12 protein-coding genes are annotated in these 15,164 nt (G+C 61.1%); 5 read left to right on the forward strand and 7 right to left on the reverse strand.

All coding sequences use genetic code 11. The features are described 5' to 3' along the window. Positions 1–604: 604 nt before the first annotated feature. Both WBH99_RS08145 and WBH99_RS08150 read left to right on the forward strand, forming a co-directional pair. A complete protein-coding gene (locus WBH99_RS08145) occupies positions 605–1,336 on the forward strand; it encodes a class I SAM-dependent methyltransferase (protein WP_424219599.1) in 732 nt (243 codons plus the stop codon). A 12-nt stretch (positions 1,337–1,348) separates the two neighbouring features. After that, on the forward strand, positions 1,349–2,419 hold the full coding sequence (locus WBH99_RS08150; protein ID WP_424219588.1) for a hypothetical protein: 1,071 nt from the start codon (positions 1,349–1,351) through the stop codon (positions 2,417–2,419). Here the strand turns inward: WBH99_RS08150 and WBH99_RS08155 are convergent. The 5 genes from WBH99_RS08155 to WBH99_RS08175 form a co-directional block, all read right to left on the reverse strand. Then, a complete protein-coding gene (locus WBH99_RS08155) occupies positions 2,410–3,243 on the reverse strand; it encodes a class I SAM-dependent methyltransferase (RefSeq protein WP_424219589.1) in 834 nt (277 codons plus the stop codon). The two genes, WBH99_RS08150 and WBH99_RS08155, sit on opposite strands and share 10 nt — an antisense overlap. Continuing rightward, positions 3,240–4,190, reverse strand: coding sequence for a lysylphosphatidylglycerol synthase domain-containing protein (locus WBH99_RS08160; RefSeq protein ID WP_424219590.1), 951 nt, complete (start codon positions 4,188–4,190; stop codon positions 3,240–3,242). The genes WBH99_RS08155 and WBH99_RS08160 overlap by 4 nt, the downstream gene beginning before the upstream one ends. A 221-nt stretch (positions 4,191–4,411) precedes the next feature. Next, positions 4,412–5,560 (reverse strand): response regulator, encoded by a 1,149-nt coding sequence (locus WBH99_RS08165; protein WP_424219591.1) that lies wholly within the window; start codon positions 5,558–5,560, stop codon positions 4,412–4,414. Positions 5,561–5,813: 253 nt separating this feature from the next. Beyond that, positions 5,814–6,689 (reverse strand): phosphoribulokinase, encoded by an 876-nt coding sequence (locus WBH99_RS08170; protein WP_424219592.1) that lies wholly within the window; start codon positions 6,687–6,689, stop codon positions 5,814–5,816. Positions 6,690–6,692: 3 nt separating this feature from the next. Beyond that, the gene (locus tag WBH99_RS08175) at positions 6,693–7,709 is read right to left on the reverse strand and encodes a class 1 fructose-bisphosphatase (RefSeq protein WP_424219593.1); all 1,017 of its coding nucleotides are present in this window, start codon (positions 7,707–7,709) and stop codon (positions 6,693–6,695) included. A gap of 137 nt (positions 7,710–7,846) precedes the next feature. On the opposite strand from WBH99_RS08175, the gene WBH99_RS08180 reads away from it, so the two are divergent. From WBH99_RS08180 to WBH99_RS08190, 3 genes are all read left to right on the forward strand, one after another. Then, positions 7,847–8,374 (forward strand): hypothetical protein, encoded by a 528-nt coding sequence (locus tag WBH99_RS08180; RefSeq protein ID WP_424219594.1) that lies wholly within the window; start codon positions 7,847–7,849, stop codon positions 8,372–8,374. Positions 8,375–8,380: 6 nt separating this feature from the next. After that, a complete protein-coding gene (gene bluB, locus WBH99_RS08185; RefSeq protein ID WP_424219595.1) occupies positions 8,381–9,058 on the forward strand; it encodes a 5,6-dimethylbenzimidazole synthase in 678 nt (225 codons plus the stop codon). A gap of 68 nt (positions 9,059–9,126) precedes the next feature. Beyond that, on the forward strand, positions 9,127–12,303 hold the full coding sequence (locus WBH99_RS08190) for a diguanylate cyclase domain-containing protein (RefSeq protein ID WP_424219596.1): 3,177 nt from the start codon (positions 9,127–9,129) through the stop codon (positions 12,301–12,303). Between the two features lie 100 nt (positions 12,304–12,403). Here the strand turns inward: WBH99_RS08190 and WBH99_RS08195 are convergent, their stop codons facing one another. Together WBH99_RS08195 and WBH99_RS08200 are read right to left on the reverse strand one after the other, a co-directional pair. Further along, on the reverse strand, positions 12,404–13,522 hold the full coding sequence (locus WBH99_RS08195) for a phosphoserine transaminase (protein ID WP_424219597.1): 1,119 nt from the start codon (positions 13,520–13,522) through the stop codon (positions 12,404–12,406). A 14-nt stretch (positions 13,523–13,536) separates the two neighbouring features. Further along, on the reverse strand, positions 13,537–14,838 hold the full coding sequence (locus WBH99_RS08200; RefSeq protein WP_424219598.1) for an ATP-grasp domain-containing protein: 1,302 nt from the start codon (positions 14,836–14,838) through the stop codon (positions 13,537–13,539). Between the last annotated feature and the right edge of the window lie 326 nt (positions 14,839–15,164).

Genomic DNA, 15,164 nt, shown 5'->3' on the forward strand with positions numbered 1-15,164 from the left:
CGAAATTTTCCGCCGCACCGAAAACGACGAATGGCTGCTCGCCACCCGCGACGCCGAACGCGGTCTGGTCCTAAAATCCCTGGACTTCCTCGCCACCCCGGCCGAAGTCTTCGAATCCCTGCCAGAACCCGGCGCCAGCACGAGCCATGAGCCGTCATGAACGCCTTCCCACCGTGGAGGACACTTCAGCGTCGAGGATTGCCTGGATCAGGAAACGCAGAGCGAAACCAGGCACGAGTCCCTGGCAGGTCAGATCGTCGTCATGGGAGGCGCCCGTCGTGCCCACGGGCTCATTGCCAGCCACGGCGCGCCATTTTGCCCCCCGGGCACGGCAGCAAAACTGCCAATTCTTCGTAGAAGACATGAAAATGCGCATCGACCATCGAAGCGACAGCGGGTTCCACTATCCCGACCTGCCGGAACTCCTGCACCCGCCGCAGGCGTCAGTAATCGCCTGGGCGATCAGGCTTGACGGGGTCAAATAAGAGTGGGCCAGCCAGAAGTCCTGCGGGATCGCTGAACCGCTCGCACTCACCCAAAAAGCATCATGTCCCAAGCCCCTTCCCTCTTTCAGAATGTCCTGGCCCCCGTCCCACGTTACTTGATGCGCCTTGAATGCATCCAGCGCTTGCTGGAAGGCTGTCACCACGATGTGAAGCATTTTCTTGAGATTGGCCCAGGACTGGGAGATGTATCGGCACACCTGCTGCAGCGTTACCCCGATTCGAGGGGGGAAATCGTGGAATTCTCGGACGCTGCTGCCATTCATCTCAAGCAGCGCTTTTCAGCTTCTGGCCGGATTTCCGTACTCACCCACAACCTTCTGGAAGAAAGCCGCCAAGCCAGCTTTGACCTCATTCTGGCGTTTGAGGTTTTGGAACATATCGAGCACGACCTGATGGCACTCGAACGCATCCACGCCGCACTCGCACCGGGCGGCTTCTTTCTCATGTCCGTGCCGGCATTCATGAAGAAATGGGAAACCAGTGATGATTGGGCCGGCCACTTCCGGCGCTATGAAAAAGATGAACTGCAAGAAAAGCTGGAGCGTAGTGGTTTTGAAATCAAGTCCATATGGAGCTACGGCTTTCCCATCACTACCTTGCTTCATCCACTACGGCAGGTTTATTACTGTCGCCAGTTGAAGCACGCCCAACCTCAAGACAAAGCCGAAGCCAGCAAACAAAGTGGCATCACCCGGGCCTTGCATGCACCGGGCTGGAGCCCCTGGCTGGCGCGCGCGATGCAGCCCTTGTTCCTGCTGCAGCACCTCGCCAGAAACTCCAGTCTTGGGGATGGCTGGATTGTCATGGCACAGAAACGCCATAGCGCTTGACCCTGAGTCGGCATGCGTATCTGCTACGTCCTCGCCTATCGCGCTCCCGGGTATATCCGCACGCGCAGCCTGTTAGCCGCGCTTGATAGTCTGCCCAACATTGAATGTCATCGCGCCATCAATACTTGCACAGGCCTGAGTCGTTATCGTGACACCTTGGCACAAGTAGCCTGCATCGAGCGTCAATATCGGCCAGACCTCTACATCCTCGGCTTTAGAGGCCATGAACTGTACTGGCCCTTACGTCACCTGATTGGTAAACGTCCGCTCATTCTTGATGCCATGATGTCGCCCTCGCTGGCGCTGGCAGAAGAAAGTCAGTATGGCCTGGCTGGCAGGCTGCTCTCCCGCTTGATGACACCGATTGAAATCAGCATCCTGCGCGATGCTGATTTTGTCCTGACTGACACCCCCGCCCATGTTGATGCCTTCCGCCAGCATTACCAGCTAAGCCAGGCACAACTGGCCGCGCTGCCCGTTGGGGCAGTCGAAACAGCCCCAGGCGCCCGGAGCCCAGGCCAATCGCCACGTCTGCGCGTACTGTTCTATGGCTCCTTTCTGCCTCTGCACGGCCCTGATGTGATCCTGCAAGCCTGCCGGGCATTGAATGACCTACCGCTCGATCTGGATTTCATCGGCACCAACGCCCAAATAGAGCGTCGCCTGCAACAAGTTGGCAAACCTGGCGCCCCCCTGCGCTACCGGGCGCGGCGCTGGGTTCCTTTTGAAGATTTGCTGCAACACGAATTGCCTACGGCAGACCTTTGCTTGGGCGGCCCCTTTGGCAATACCCCGCAAGCGCAGCGCGTCATCACGGGCAAAACCTTGCAAGCCCTGGCACAGGCTGTCCCCACGGCAGTGGGCGAAACCGCTGTAAGCCAAGGCTTTGTACACCAGCAAAACTGCCTGCTGGTTCCACAGGCAGCCCCACAAGCCCTTGCCATGTCGCTCCGCTGGGCCCATGAAAACCGCGCACAACTCGGCCACATTGGGCAACAGGGGCAACAGCTTTATCAAAAGCAATTTTCCCTTGCGGTGCTTGCGCAGCGGCTGGCCGACATTCTGCAGGTTTTTCAAACCTGATGCACTATTTCACAGCACCTTGGTTTCGCGACAACAATCAGGTTGAGTGAATTGTCTACTTCAGGGGCCAAAACTATTGATTCGATCCCGAATTCAGGATCAAAAGGTTTTTTTTCCTTATGGTGTTGCGGCTTGATGCTATGAATCAGATTGAGACCGAACTGCCTCAATTTTTCCGGGGCTCCAGGGAACGTGAAAGGAAGTGTGAGCCACTTCAATAATGTGTACCGCTTTATTTCCACAGCAGCAACATGAGGGAGAGCCCCCATTTTTAATTGCATGTCTATATCAAAGCACTTCTCAACCAGTTGATTTATTTGCTTATCGCTGTATTCGCGTAGATGCCAACGATTCCAAGGATGTTGCCCATTAAAAAGCCTATGTTTTCTATCTGGTGTAATCACGATAATTACCCCGCCAGCTTTAAGAACACGCGCTGCTTCAGCTATATAATTGGCATCGTTTTCAACATGTTCAATTACCTGAAGTGACAAGACAACATCGAAACTATTTTCTTGAAATGGCAACCTCTCACCTGGCTGGATGGCGAGAAAGTGCAGATTTTGCCTGGCATATCTATTACGTGCGTATTCAATTGCCTCAGCGGATACATCAACAGCGTGGACTTCTTTTGCGCATCCGGAGATAGCCTCTGCTCCATATCCACTACCACAACCAAAGTCGAGAACCTGCATTCCTCGGCAATATTTTTCAGCAAAGTGGTAACTGGCTGCGTGCATAAGGTATATCACATACCCACCCAGTGATGAGCGGTATTGATCCTCCATTAGCCGCTCCCCAGTTAAAATAAAATCATCATTCATTTTTCATTCTCGAATGGGTTCAATCGGATATAAATTGCCGATATAATAAAAACAAGACCATCACCTGCAATGGTTGCAATGCGCATGGTGGCAACAATTAGAAGAACAATGTCCCCTGAAGCCAAGCCAGATAGAAGCAGCACCATAATTCCTTCCCGTACGCCAATTCCAGCAGGCGCACCTGGTGTTATAAAGCCGATAAGCCAAGAAAATGCAAATGCGGAAGTTAAATAAAAGTAGTCAATCTTTATGCCATCGCCCACAGCCAAAGAAATCAACCAAAGCCCTAACCCAATTAGTGCATAATTTATGCAGTATCCAGAAAAAGCAAGGCTGATAGCATTGCAGCCAGGAAGTGTTAAATTCATTTTTTCCAACTTGGACGAAAAGGCGCGGTTTCGCACGAAATTTTTCAGATTATGAATAATCCACGGCAGGGCGAGTGCACAAAGTGCCAAGGGTATAGCGGCCATGCCGAGAATAGCTCGATATTCAAATAATATGTGAGATACGGACAAGGGAGAGAGCAAGGCGAACAAAACTCCAACAAACAAACCCGCTAACATTGCAAGTACTGTTTCGATTAACACTGACCCCGTATAATTACCAACCGACATTCCCTTTGCCAAAGATAAGGCTGTCCTGCCGACGTGCTGGCCAATGTTGCCCGGAATATACTTTGCCAATTGAGTAATACCCATTATGGAAGACAGATTGCCGGATTGCCATGTAGCGCCCATTCCACGCAAAAGTATATGCCAAGCCCAGCCGGATATCGGCATGCATATTGCATAAAGAAAGGTAGCTGCCGCAATGGCAAGCATCAGATCTGGTGTTAAAAAAATCCGTATCTCATACTGTCTTATCGCATCAATGGAAAAACAAACAAAATAAGATGCAAGTGCGACAGAAATCAAAATACCAGTCCGGTAGAAGTATTTTTTCATTCAGAATTGGCCAGGGTCATTTTTTCGCTGTTGTCGGGGCCGGTCTTTCTGGCCTGGATTTTTCATGAATTCGGGAGAATTCCGTTCAACTCATTGATGAAATTGTGATTTGTACAATGAGGCTGGCTGCGGAGCTGGGACGGGATCGCCCATGGGTGATGCCTTCCCGGGTCTGCGGCGGTTCTCCTCGATGTCTGCCCGGCCGGGCCGTTTTGCGGGCCTTAGTCCTGGTAGCGTTGGGCGATTTCATGGAATACATCGAGTATTTCCAGCAGGGCGTCCACCATGTCCGGATCAAAATGCTGGCCGCGCCCTTCGCGGATGATGGCGACGGCCACCTCCATGGGCAGGGCTTCCTTGTAGTGGCGTCGGGAAGTGATGGCGTCGAACACATCGGCAACGGCCATGAGCCGTGCCGGCACGGGAATGGCTTCTCCCGCCAGACCCAGGGGGTAACCGGAGCCGTCCCATTTCTCATGGTGGCTGCGGGCAATCTGGCAGGCGATTTCGAGAAAGGCCAGCGGCGACTCGCCCTGTTGCTGCAGCGTGGCGAGGGCCTGGCCGGCCACCTTGTGGATGGCATCCTCGATGGCTTCGGCGCCAATCTGGGCGTGGACCTTCATGATCTCGAACTCTGCCGGGGTGAGACGGCCGGGTTTGAGCAGGATGGCGTCGGGAACACCCACCTTGCCGATGTCGTGTAGCGGCGCCGCCTTGGCGATCAGTTCCTGCTGGCGTGGGACCAGGTAGCCGCAGAAGCGGGGATGGGTTTCCAGATGCTGCATCAGGGCGCGGATATAGGCCTGGGTGCGGTACAGATGGTTGCCGGTCTCGTTATCCCGCTTTTCCGTCAGCATGGCCAGGGCGTGCAGGCTGACATCCTTGATCAGCTCGATCTCGCGAGTGCGGCGGCTGATCTGGCTTTCCAGGTAACCATTTTGATCCTTGAGCCAGTCCCGGGCCTCCTTGAGTTCCAGATGGGTCCGCACCCGGGCGAGCAGGATGGCGGGGCGGATGGGCTTGGTGACGTAATCCACGGCGCCCAGGGCCAGGCCATGTTCCTCGTCCGCATCCGTATCCATGGCGGTGACGAAGATCACGGGAATGTCCCGGGTGGAAGGCTCCGCCCGCAGGGCGCGCAGCACCGCGTAGCCATCCATCCCGGGCATCATCACGTCGAGCAGGATCAGGGCGGGGCGGGGTTCGCTCTGCGCTACTTTCAAAGCCCGCAAGCCGGAGTTGGCGACCCGGACCCGGTAGAAGGGCTGCAACAGCTCGCCAATGATGGTCAGGTTTTCCCGGGTGTCGTCAACTACCAGGATGGTCCGCGGGGCGGTGCCATCGGCTGCAACAGTGAGGGGTTCCGACATGGCGACAGGCTCCGGGGAAAAACGGGAGCTCGATTTTACGGCGGTTCGGAGGGTTTTGTGTTCGAGGTGTGCTCGTACCGGACGCAGCACAAGCCATACTTGAGCGTCTATGGCAAGGAGGGCGGCATGAGAACAGTAGGTCAGCGCAAAGAGCGCCCGATGGGTCTTGCGTCGGGCGCCCTCCTGGCTGAAGGCGCTCGATTCAATGATGAGATGAAGGGGATTCAACCGGGCCGGATCGGCCCTTCCTGCCTCATTCGACGCCGTTTCGGCGTGCCATCAGGCGCCAGATGATGGGGGTGAGGATGAGCTGCATGGCCAGGTCCTGCCGGTCGCCGGGGATGACGATGGTGTTGGCCCGGGTCATGAAGGCATCCTTGACCATCGAGAGCAGGTAGGGGAAATCCACGCCCCGGGGATCGGCAAAGCGGATCACCACCATGGTCTCGCTGGCGATGGGAATGTCCCGGGCGATGAAGGGGTTGGAGGTGTCCACCACCGGCACCCGCTGGAAGTTGATGTGGGTGAGCTCGAACTGGGGCACGATGTAATGCACATAGTCCGGCATGCGCGAGAGGATGGTGCGCATCACCGCCTCGCGAGAATAGCCGCGCAGATTGGTGTCGCGGTGGATCTTCTGGATCCACTCCAGGTTGATCACCGGCACCACGCCGATCAGCAGGTCCGGGTAGCGGGCCACATTCACCTGGGCGGTACGCACCGCCCCATGCAGCCCTTCATAAAAGAGCAGGTCGGTATCTTCCGGCAGCGGCTCCCAGGGGGTGAAAGTACCGGGCTCCTGCCCGACCGCCTGGGCATCTTCCTTTTCATGCAGATAACGGCGGCGGTGCCCCGTGCCCGTTTCGCTGTAGCTGCAAAACAGGCTTTCCAGCTCCGGCAGCAGGTTGGTGTCCGGCCCGAACAGGGACAGACGTCCTTCGCCTTGCGCCTCCCGTGCATCGTTCAAGGCCTTGAGTCCGGCCCGGTCGTAGCGGTGAAAGCTGTCGCCCTCGACGATGGCGGCGCGCACCCCCTCGCGCCGGAAAATCCCCTCGAACACCTTGCGGACATGGCTGGTGCCGGCTCCCGAGGAACCCGTGACGGCGATGATGGGATGCCGGGCGGACATGATTCAGCCGGGACAGTGGTAGGCGGCGACCCGCTCCACTTCGTTTTTCGAGCCCAAAATCACCGGCACGCGCTGGTGCAGTTTTTCCGGGGTGATGGCAAGGATGCGCTCGCGCCCGGTGCTCGCCACGCCGCCGGCCTGCTCCACCAGCCAGGCCATGGGATTGGCCTCGTACATCAGGCGCAGCTTGCCGCCCTGGGCGCGGGTCCTGGCATCCAGGGGATAGAGGAAGATGCCGCCGCGGACCAGGATGCGATGCACGTCGGCCACCATCGAAGCCACCCAGCGCATGTTGAAATCCCGGCCGCGCGGCCCCTCCCGGCCCTGCAGCAGCTCCGCCACGTAGCGCTGCACCGGCGGCTCCCAGTGGCGCTGGTTGGCCATGTTGATGGCAAATTCCCCGGTATCTTCGGGAATGCGGAGGTTTTCCTGGGTGAGGACGAAGGAGCCGATCTCCCGGTCCAGGGTAAAGGCCGCCACCCCGTCCCCCACGGTCAGCACCAGCAGGGTGGTGGGGCCATACACGGCATAGCCGGCGGCGACCTGGCGCGCACCGGGCTGGAGAAAGGCCGCTTCGGCGGCGGCCTCGGAGGACAGGTCGGCCCCCTCGGGACACTTCAGCACCGAAAAGATGGTGCCGACGGAGACATTCACGTCGATGTTGGAGGAGCCATCGAGCGGATCGAACATCAGCAGATATTCGCCGTGCGGATAGCGGTTGGGGATCAGCCGGGGCAGATCCATTTCCTCGGAAGCCATGGCCGCCAGGTGGCCGCCCCATTCGTTGGCATCGAGCAGGATGTCGTTGGAGATCACGTCGAGCTTCTTCTGCGCCTCGCCCTGGACGTTCTCGCTGCCGGCTTCGCCCAGGGCCTCACCCAGGCCGCCCTTGCCGATGGTGACGGCGATATGCTTGCAGGCCCGCGCCACCACCTCGATCAGCAGCCGCAGGTCGGCGGGCAGCAGGTTCTTTTCGCGCTGTTTTTCGATCAGGTAGCGGGAGAGGGTGATACGACTCATGAGGACTCCGGAAAGACCAGGATGGGGAAGGGAATCGAAGCCGCATTTTAACCCCAAGCCTGACCCCAGGCCGCGGGAGAAAATTTATTCCCCTGCATTCCCTTGTTCCGGCAGCCCCGGGGTGTAAGAATCGAGCCATGCGATTCCTCATTCCCTTTCCCCGCCTGTCCCTCATCGGGCTCACCCTGCTGCTTTCAGCCTGCGCCGGACTGCCGGACCGGGCCACGGAAGGCGAGCTGCAGCAACGCCTCGGCACGCCGGCCATGCACTGGGAGGCAGCCGATGGCCGGCTCCAGCTGGCCTACCCCACCGGCCCCATGGGCTTCGCCACCTGGATGGTCTGGCTCGGCCCCGACCGGCGGCTGGAAAAACTGGAGAATGTCCTCGACACCGCCCACTTCGCCCGCATCCAGCCGGGCCAGAGCCAGGCCGAGGTGCTCAGCATCCTGGGTCCGCCGATCCCCAGCCGGACCGTGTATTACGAAGCCCGGGACGAGCTGGTGTGGGAGTGGCGCTACTGCGACGACTGGGCCGAACCGGCCCGCTTCCACGTCCTGTTCGATGGCAGGACGAAGACCGTGCGCAGCACCCTTTCCCTCACCGAAAGCCAGTCCCAGCTCTTCATCCAGTTCCGCGAATACTGCAGCCGCCCCCGGCGGCCCTGATTCCCCATGGCCGACACCGCCCACCGCTACCCGGAAGAACAGATTGCCGCCGTCTACCGCGCCATTTTCGAGCGCCGCGACGTGCGTCATTTCAAGCCCGGGCCCCTGCCCCCCCGAGTCCTGGACCGGCTGCTGGACGCCGCCCATGCCGGCCCTTCGGTGGGCTACATGCAGCCCTGGCGCTTTTTGCACATCACCGACCCGGCCCTGCGCCAGGAAATACACGCCCTGGTGGAGGCGGAACGGCTGAACACGGCGGAACACCTGCCCAGCCGCCAGCAGGAATTCCTCGAGTTGAAGGTGGAAGGGGTGCGGGAATGTGCGGAAATCCTGGTGGTGGCCCTGATGGATGGCTGCGCGGCCCACATCTTCGGGCGCCGCACCCTGCCGGAAATGGACCTGGCCTCCGCCGCCTGCGCCATCCAGAACCTCTGGCTGGCGGCCCGGGCCGAAGGCATCGGCGTGGGTTGGGTGTCCTTCTTCGATCCCCAGGCCCTGATCCGGCTGCTGGCCATGCCCGTCGACGCCCGGCCGATTGCCATCCTCTGCCTGGGCCAGGCGGAATCCTTCCCGGAGCAGCCCCTGCTCGAACAACTGGGCTGGGGCCAGCGTCTGCCGCGGGAGCAATGGCTGTTTGAAAACCGCTGGCCGGAAGACGCCAGGCCCACACCGGTGGCCTGCTAGGCGAAACCGTTCGACAAGCATAAAATCACGAGCTTTGGCCGATACCCGATCCGGATCGGCCCAAACTCATGTCTGGAAAGCACCAAGCGGTGGATGCACCCTCCACGGCCGACTCCATGGCCGACGACGTCAAGGCTTGTCCCTCCAATCTGCGCATTCTGACGGTGGCCGTGTTGCTGGGGGCCAACCTGTTTGTCCTCGTCCTTGCGGCGGTCAGTCTTTACCAGAGCCGGCAACAGTACGAATTGCGCGCCCAGCTCGTCACCCGGGACATGGTCCGGAGCGTCGATCAGAGGATAAGCGGCAGCATCGGCCACATCGATCTGGCCCTGCAGGCCGTGGCCGATGAGCTTGAAAGGCAACTCCAGGGAGGGGGGCTGGACGCTAAAGCCGTCAGCGGCCTGCTGGAGCGCTACCAGCAACGCCTGCCTGAAGTGGAGGCGTTCCGGATCGCCGATGCCGGGGGGAGGGTGATTTTTGGCAAGGGGCTCAATCCCCAGGAGCACCCCAGTTGGGCCGACCGGGATTACTTCATCCTCCTGCGCGACCATCCGGAAGCCGGGCTGCAGATTTCCAGGCCTCGCCAGGGCCGCGTCGCCAAGCAATACATCATCGGTTTTGCGCGGCGTTACAACCATCCGGACGGCCGTTTTGCCGGAGTGATTTCAGCCCCGGTCGCCCTGGAATACTTTCAGCAACTGCTGGACCAGTTCCAGCTAGGCCCCAAGGGCGCGATCATCCTGCGGGATCAGGAACTGGGTCTGATCGCCCGTAGTCCGCAGGTGGAAAGCGGCCCCCTGGCCATGGTCGGCAACCGGGTGGTGTCGCGGGAATTGACGGAACTGGCAGCCTCCGGCGTCAGCGAATCCACCTACCACACCACCCGGGCAGCCGATGGGCTGGAGCGCATTGCCTCTTTTCGTCGCATCGAAGGGGCCCCGATGCTGGTGGTAGCCAGCATGGCCAGCGAGGATTTTCTCGCCGGCTGGTACGCCGATGTTTACAAAACGGCCGCCTGGATCATCGGCTTCGCCCTGCTCTCCATCGGGTCCGGCCTGTTTGCCCTGCAACTGCAAAAACAGATTACCCGCGCCAGTCTCCGTAATCAGCTCTATCTGCGCCACGCCAGTGATGGCGTCCACATCCTCGACACCCAGGGCCAGGTCGTCGAGGCCAGCGACAGCTTCTGTTCCATGCTGGGTTATCGCCGTGCCGAGATCATCGGCATGAATGTCCGCCAGTGGGATGCCCGCTGGAGCGCCCGGGAACTGCTTGAAACCGTGCTCCCCCGGAGTTTGGCCGCCAATAGCCTGAAGACCTTTGAAACCCGGTTCCGCAAGAAGGATGGCGAGGTGATCGAGGTGGAAATCAACAGCATCTGCTTCGTCATGGAGGGTCGGCGCTACATTTTTTCCTCGGCTCGCGATATCGGCGAGCGCAAGCGACAGCAGGACGCCCTCGAGGCCATCGCCCTGCGCCTGCAGCAAAGCGAGGAGCGTTACCGGCTGCTGTTGAAAAATTCCCCGGTGGGCATCCTCCACTACGACCCGAATCTCCGGGTCACCTACGCCAATGACCGGTTCGAAGCCATCATGCAGGTTCCTCCGGGTTACATGCTGGGCTTCGATTGCCACAATTTGCAGAGCCAGTTGCTTCTCGCCACCCTGCAGCAGACCCTGCAAGGGGAAACGACCCATTACGACGGCCCCTACGTCACGACCTACAGTCAGCGTGAATTGTGGATTTCCATGGCCGGTGCCCCCCTGGTCAATGAATCGGGAGAAATCCTCGGCGGCATCGCGATTTTCGAAGACATCACCGAAGCCAAACGCATCGAAGTCTCCGAACGCCGGCAACGGGAAAGCCTGATCCGGCTCAATGAAATCGCCGCCGCTTCCCACCTGCCCCTCGACGAACAACTGCGCCAGGCCCTGGACATCGGCCTGAAGCAACTGGGCCTGGAGTTCGGCATCGTCAGCCAGGTAGCGGATGGCATCTATACGATCCACACCCAGGTCTCGCCGCCGGAGACCCTCCACGACGGCCAGTGTTTTCCCGTCGCGCAAACCTGTTGCGCCATCACTCTCGATGAAAACCGGGTCGTGGCCATCAGCGAGATGGGCAAGTCGCCCTACCAGGGCCATCCCTGCTATCAGGCCTTCAAGCTGGAAGCCTATATCGGCGCGCCGCTGCTGGTCGAAGGCCGGATATTTGGCACCGTCAGTTTCAGTTCGCCCCGGCCTTATCACCGCGGTTTCGACGAGGGCGCCCAGGAATTCGTCAGCCTGCTGGCCCGCTGGATCAGCTCGGATCTGGAGCGGGACCTGGCCCGGAGAAAGATCGTGAACAATGAGGCCTATCTGAGAACCATCATCGAAAACGAGCCCGAATGTGTCACGGTCATCAGCCAGGACGGCATCCTGCTGCAGATGAACCGGGCCGGAATGGCAATGATCGAGGTGGACAGCGTCGAGGAAGTCAATGCCCTGGGCCTGTTCAACTGGATTTCCCCGGAATACCGGCAAGCCTTCAAGGACCTGACCCAGCGTGTCTTTGAAGGCGAAAGCGGCATCCTGGAATTCAGGGTGAATGGCAAGCGCGGTACGGACCGCTGGCTAGAGTCCCACGCCGCCCCCCTGCGGGATGCCACGGGCAGCATCATTGCCCAGCTGGCCGTGATTCGCGATGTCACCCAGCTCAAGCAGCATCGCGCCCAGCTCGAATATCTGGCCCACTACGATCCCTTGACCCGGCTCCCCAACCGAACCCTGCTCTCGGACCGGATGCACCAGGCGCTGGCCCAGGCCGGGCGCACCGGCACCTACGTGATCGTGGGCTACCTGGACCTGGATGGGTTCAAGGCGATCAACGACAGCTTCGGTCATCAGGCCGGCGATGAGCTGTTGATCGAGATGGCCCGCCGCCTCAACGCCACCGTGCGCCAGGGCGACACCGTGGCCCGCCTGGGCGGCGATGAATTCGTGCTGTTGCTGGTGGGCATCAAGGACGCTGCAGAATGGCAAGCCGCCGCCGAACGGGTGCTGCAGGCCCTGGCGGCCCCGGTGCTGGTGCAGGGCCAGGCCCAGCAGATTTCCGGCAGCCTGGGCATCACCTTGTTCCCGGAGGATGACACCGACCCGGACACCCTGCTGCGCCACGCGGACCAGGCCATGTACCACGCCAAGCAGGCGGGCAAGAACCGCTATCAACGCTTTGATCAGCGCCTTGCCCAGGAGAAGTGCTGATCGCTGCCGTCCGCCCTGGGCATCCTCCCCGGCCTCTTTTTCCCGGCCATCGCCCGGCCCGGCGGCAAGGCGTCGAGCCAACCGAGGGGCCGGCCTGGTCTTACCTCCTGCCGGCCTGGTGGCGACGGAAATCTTCCATGAACTCCACCAGCCGCTGCACCGCCGCGAGGCTAAGGCCATTGTAGAGCGAGGCGCGTAAGCCGCCGATGCTGCGATGCCCTTCCAGGCCGGATAGGCCCGCCGCCTTGGCCGCGGCGAGAAAGCGGGCCTCGAGAGCGGGGCTGGGCAGGCGAAAGGCGACGTTCATCCAGGAGCGATCGGGGACGGCGGCGTGGCCGCGGTAAAAGCCCTCGCTACCGTCCAGGCAGGCATAGAGCCGTTCGGCCTTCTGCCGGTTGATCGCCTCCATTTGCGCCAGGCCGCCGATCTCCCGCAGCAGCCAGCGGGTGACCAGCAACACGACATAGATGGCAAACACCGGCGGCGTGTTGTAGATCGAGCGCGCGGCGATCTGGGCGCGGTAATCGAGAAAGCCGGGCAGGTCGTCCGGCGCATCCCGCAGCAGATCCTCGCGCAGCACCACCACCGTGACCCCGGCCGGGCCGAGGTTTTTCTGGGCGTGGGCGTAGATCATGGCAAAGCGGCCGTAATCGCCGCTTCGGGAAAGAAAGTCGGAGGACATGTCGCAGATGCGCGGCACTTCATCGCGGCCCGGCACGCGGTGAAACTGCAGGCCCTCCACGGTTTCGTTGGAAACATAGTGGAAATAGGGCGCATCGTTGGCAAATTGCAGTTCTTCATCGCGCGGCAGGCGGCAAAAACCCTCGCGCTCGCCGCTCCAGACCACCCGCACCGGCCCCTGGCGCCGGGCTTCCGGCAGGGCCTTGCCGCTCCAGTAGCCGGTGAGGAGGTAATCGGCCGGCGTCGGGCTGCCGGCAAGGAGGCTCATCGGCAACATCGAAAACTGCTGGGTGGCGCCGCCTTGCAAAAACAGCACCTGGTAATCGTCAGGCAGACCCAGCAGGGTGCGGATGTTGGCCTGCAACTCGGCGATGACGCCGGCGAACCAGTCCGAGCGATGACTGATGCCGAGAATGGAAAGCCCCACCCCGGGCACGGCCTCGATGGCTTCCTTGACTTCGGCCAGAACCGCCTCGGGCAGGGCGCCGGGGCCGCCGGAGAAATTGAGCTGATTGGCCGTCAGGGCCGCGCTGGGCATGTGCCGTCCCGGTTTCAGGAAATCGCGCCCGGCGGGCGCCGGACGCTTGTCAGGGTATCGAGAAAGTCTTCGAACGCCGTGCGGATCTGCCGCATCGGTTCCACCTTGTAGGGAAACAGCGCCACCGGGTCCATGGCGTGCACCACCATGATGTGGTCGATCTCGAAAATCAGCAGCTCGCCGCTTTGGGTTTCGGCGCAGTCGATGCAGACGTAATCGAGGCCGATGCGTTCATGAATGGCGGCGAGGGCGCCTTGGTGCCGGGCGGCAAAGGTGGGAAAGGCAGCCATGAAGCGGGCTTCTTCCTCGCGTTTGGCCGCGTCCTCGTACATCCCGGCATTGAGGTAATGGATCATCCAGTGCGCGGAAATGCCAAGGTGGCAGACAAAGGGCCGGCCCTGGATCAGGACGAGGCGGATCTTGCGAAAAAGGCCATCCGCGCCGCGATAATCGACGAAGCGGGAGAGAAAAAACTCATCTTCCTGCACCCCTTCGAGGTAGGGGAGGATCGCCTCCGGCGCGTCGATGCGCGCCAGGTCGCGCCCGGCCTGGGAGCTTTGCGGCCGCACGATGATGGGGTAGGCGCAATCGGCAAAGCGCGCCGCAAGCGGGGTCTTGCCTTCGGCCAAATCCTGCAGCTGCGACCGGGTGAGCGCATGGGTGAGCGGCATCTCTAAGCCGTTAATGCCTTGCAGGCAGCGGCTGGCGCGCTCGCGCTCGGTGTTGGGGATGTGGCGGGGGCGGTTGATCACCGGCCAGGGCCAGTCGTTGAGCCGGGTTTCCAGCTCGGCGAGGATGGGCCGATTGGCGGGCTTCTCGCTCATCGCCACGAACACGGCGTCATGAACGGGCAGGGGGTCGGGCAGGGGGGCGCCCGGCTCGGCGTAATAAAGGAGGAGATCCACCGCGCCGTTTTCGAGCAGGCAGTCGAGCGGCGTGTTGTCGGCAAGATCGCCCGCGGCCATCAGCAGCAAGAGGCGAAAGCGCGCCGGCTGTTGTACGGCGTCGATTCGATACAGCCTTTGCTGCGCCAGGGCCTGGGCCTGGATCGCCAGCCCCATGTCGCGCTGGCCGAGCGCGAAAAAGGCGGTGGAGAGGTCGAGCCAGAGGCCGGGGTTTTCCTCGCCGCTTTGCGCCCGCTGCAACAATTCCCCGGCCAGCTGGCGCAGATCCTCGCCGGCGATGCTCGTGCGCAAAAACGGCGCCAGACCCAGGCAGGGGGAGGCCGCGGCGCGGCAGTCGCTGGCGGGCGTCCCGTCAGGCGCAGGGTTGGAAGAGGCGGAGAAAGAGGCGGAGAAAAAAGCGGCGTGACTCATCGGCGGTACGAAATCCATGGGATGGAAGGCTGCGCTTTGGCGTCGGCGCGAAAAACCGGGCCGGGCCGCAAGGGGGGAGCAGAAGCCCCGGTTTTATAACAGAGCCGCGCTCGAAGCGCTATAGCATCGAGGCCGCGCCAGCGAGGCTTGCCGAGGGCCGGCCAGGGTTCAGCCAGGGTCCAGCCAGGGTCCAGCCAGGGTCCAGCCAGGGTCCAGCCAGGCCAGAGGCAACACCCCGCCCGTAGCCAGTCCGCAGCCGTCCGGACTAAGGGGCCGGCCAGATGCCCAGGTCCGCCAATTGCTGCGTGGCCAGCGCCGCCCAGCCG

Source organism: Azovibrio sp. (assembly GCF_049658005.1).
Lineage (GTDB): Bacteria > Pseudomonadota > Gammaproteobacteria > Burkholderiales > Rhodocyclaceae > Azovibrio.

Coding starts and splice junctions, on each gene's coding strand:
- WBH99_RS08145 (WP_424219599.1), top strand. CDS start 605: ATGCGCCTTGAATGCATCCAGCGCTTGCTGGAAGGCTGTCACCACGAT.
- WBH99_RS08150 (WP_424219588.1), top strand. CDS start 1,349: ATGCGTATCTGCTACGTCCTCGCCTATCGCGCTCCCGGGTATATCCGC.
- WBH99_RS08155 (WP_424219589.1), bottom strand. CDS start 3,243: ATGAATGATGATTTTATTTTAACTGGGGAGCGGCTAATGGAGGATCAA.
- WBH99_RS08160 (WP_424219590.1), bottom strand. CDS start 4,190: ATGAAAAAATACTTCTACCGGACTGGTATTTTGATTTCTGTCGCACTT.
- WBH99_RS08165 (WP_424219591.1), bottom strand. CDS start 5,560: ATGTCGGAACCCCTCACTGTTGCAGCCGATGGCACCGCCCCGCGGACC.
- WBH99_RS08170 (WP_424219592.1), bottom strand. CDS start 6,689: ATGTCCGCCCGGCATCCCATCATCGCCGTCACGGGTTCCTCGGGAGCC.
- WBH99_RS08175 (WP_424219593.1), bottom strand. CDS start 7,709: ATGAGTCGTATCACCCTCTCCCGCTACCTGATCGAAAAACAGCGCGAA.
- WBH99_RS08180 (WP_424219594.1), top strand. CDS start 7,847: ATGCGATTCCTCATTCCCTTTCCCCGCCTGTCCCTCATCGGGCTCACC.
- bluB (WP_424219595.1), top strand. CDS start 8,381: ATGGCCGACACCGCCCACCGCTACCCGGAAGAACAGATTGCCGCCGTC.
- WBH99_RS08190 (WP_424219596.1), top strand. CDS start 9,127: ATGTCTGGAAAGCACCAAGCGGTGGATGCACCCTCCACGGCCGACTCC.
- WBH99_RS08195 (WP_424219597.1), bottom strand. CDS start 13,522: ATGCCCAGCGCGGCCCTGACGGCCAATCAGCTCAATTTCTCCGGCGGC.
- WBH99_RS08200 (WP_424219598.1), bottom strand. CDS start 14,838: ATGAGTCACGCCGCTTTTTTCTCCGCCTCTTTCTCCGCCTCTTCCAAC.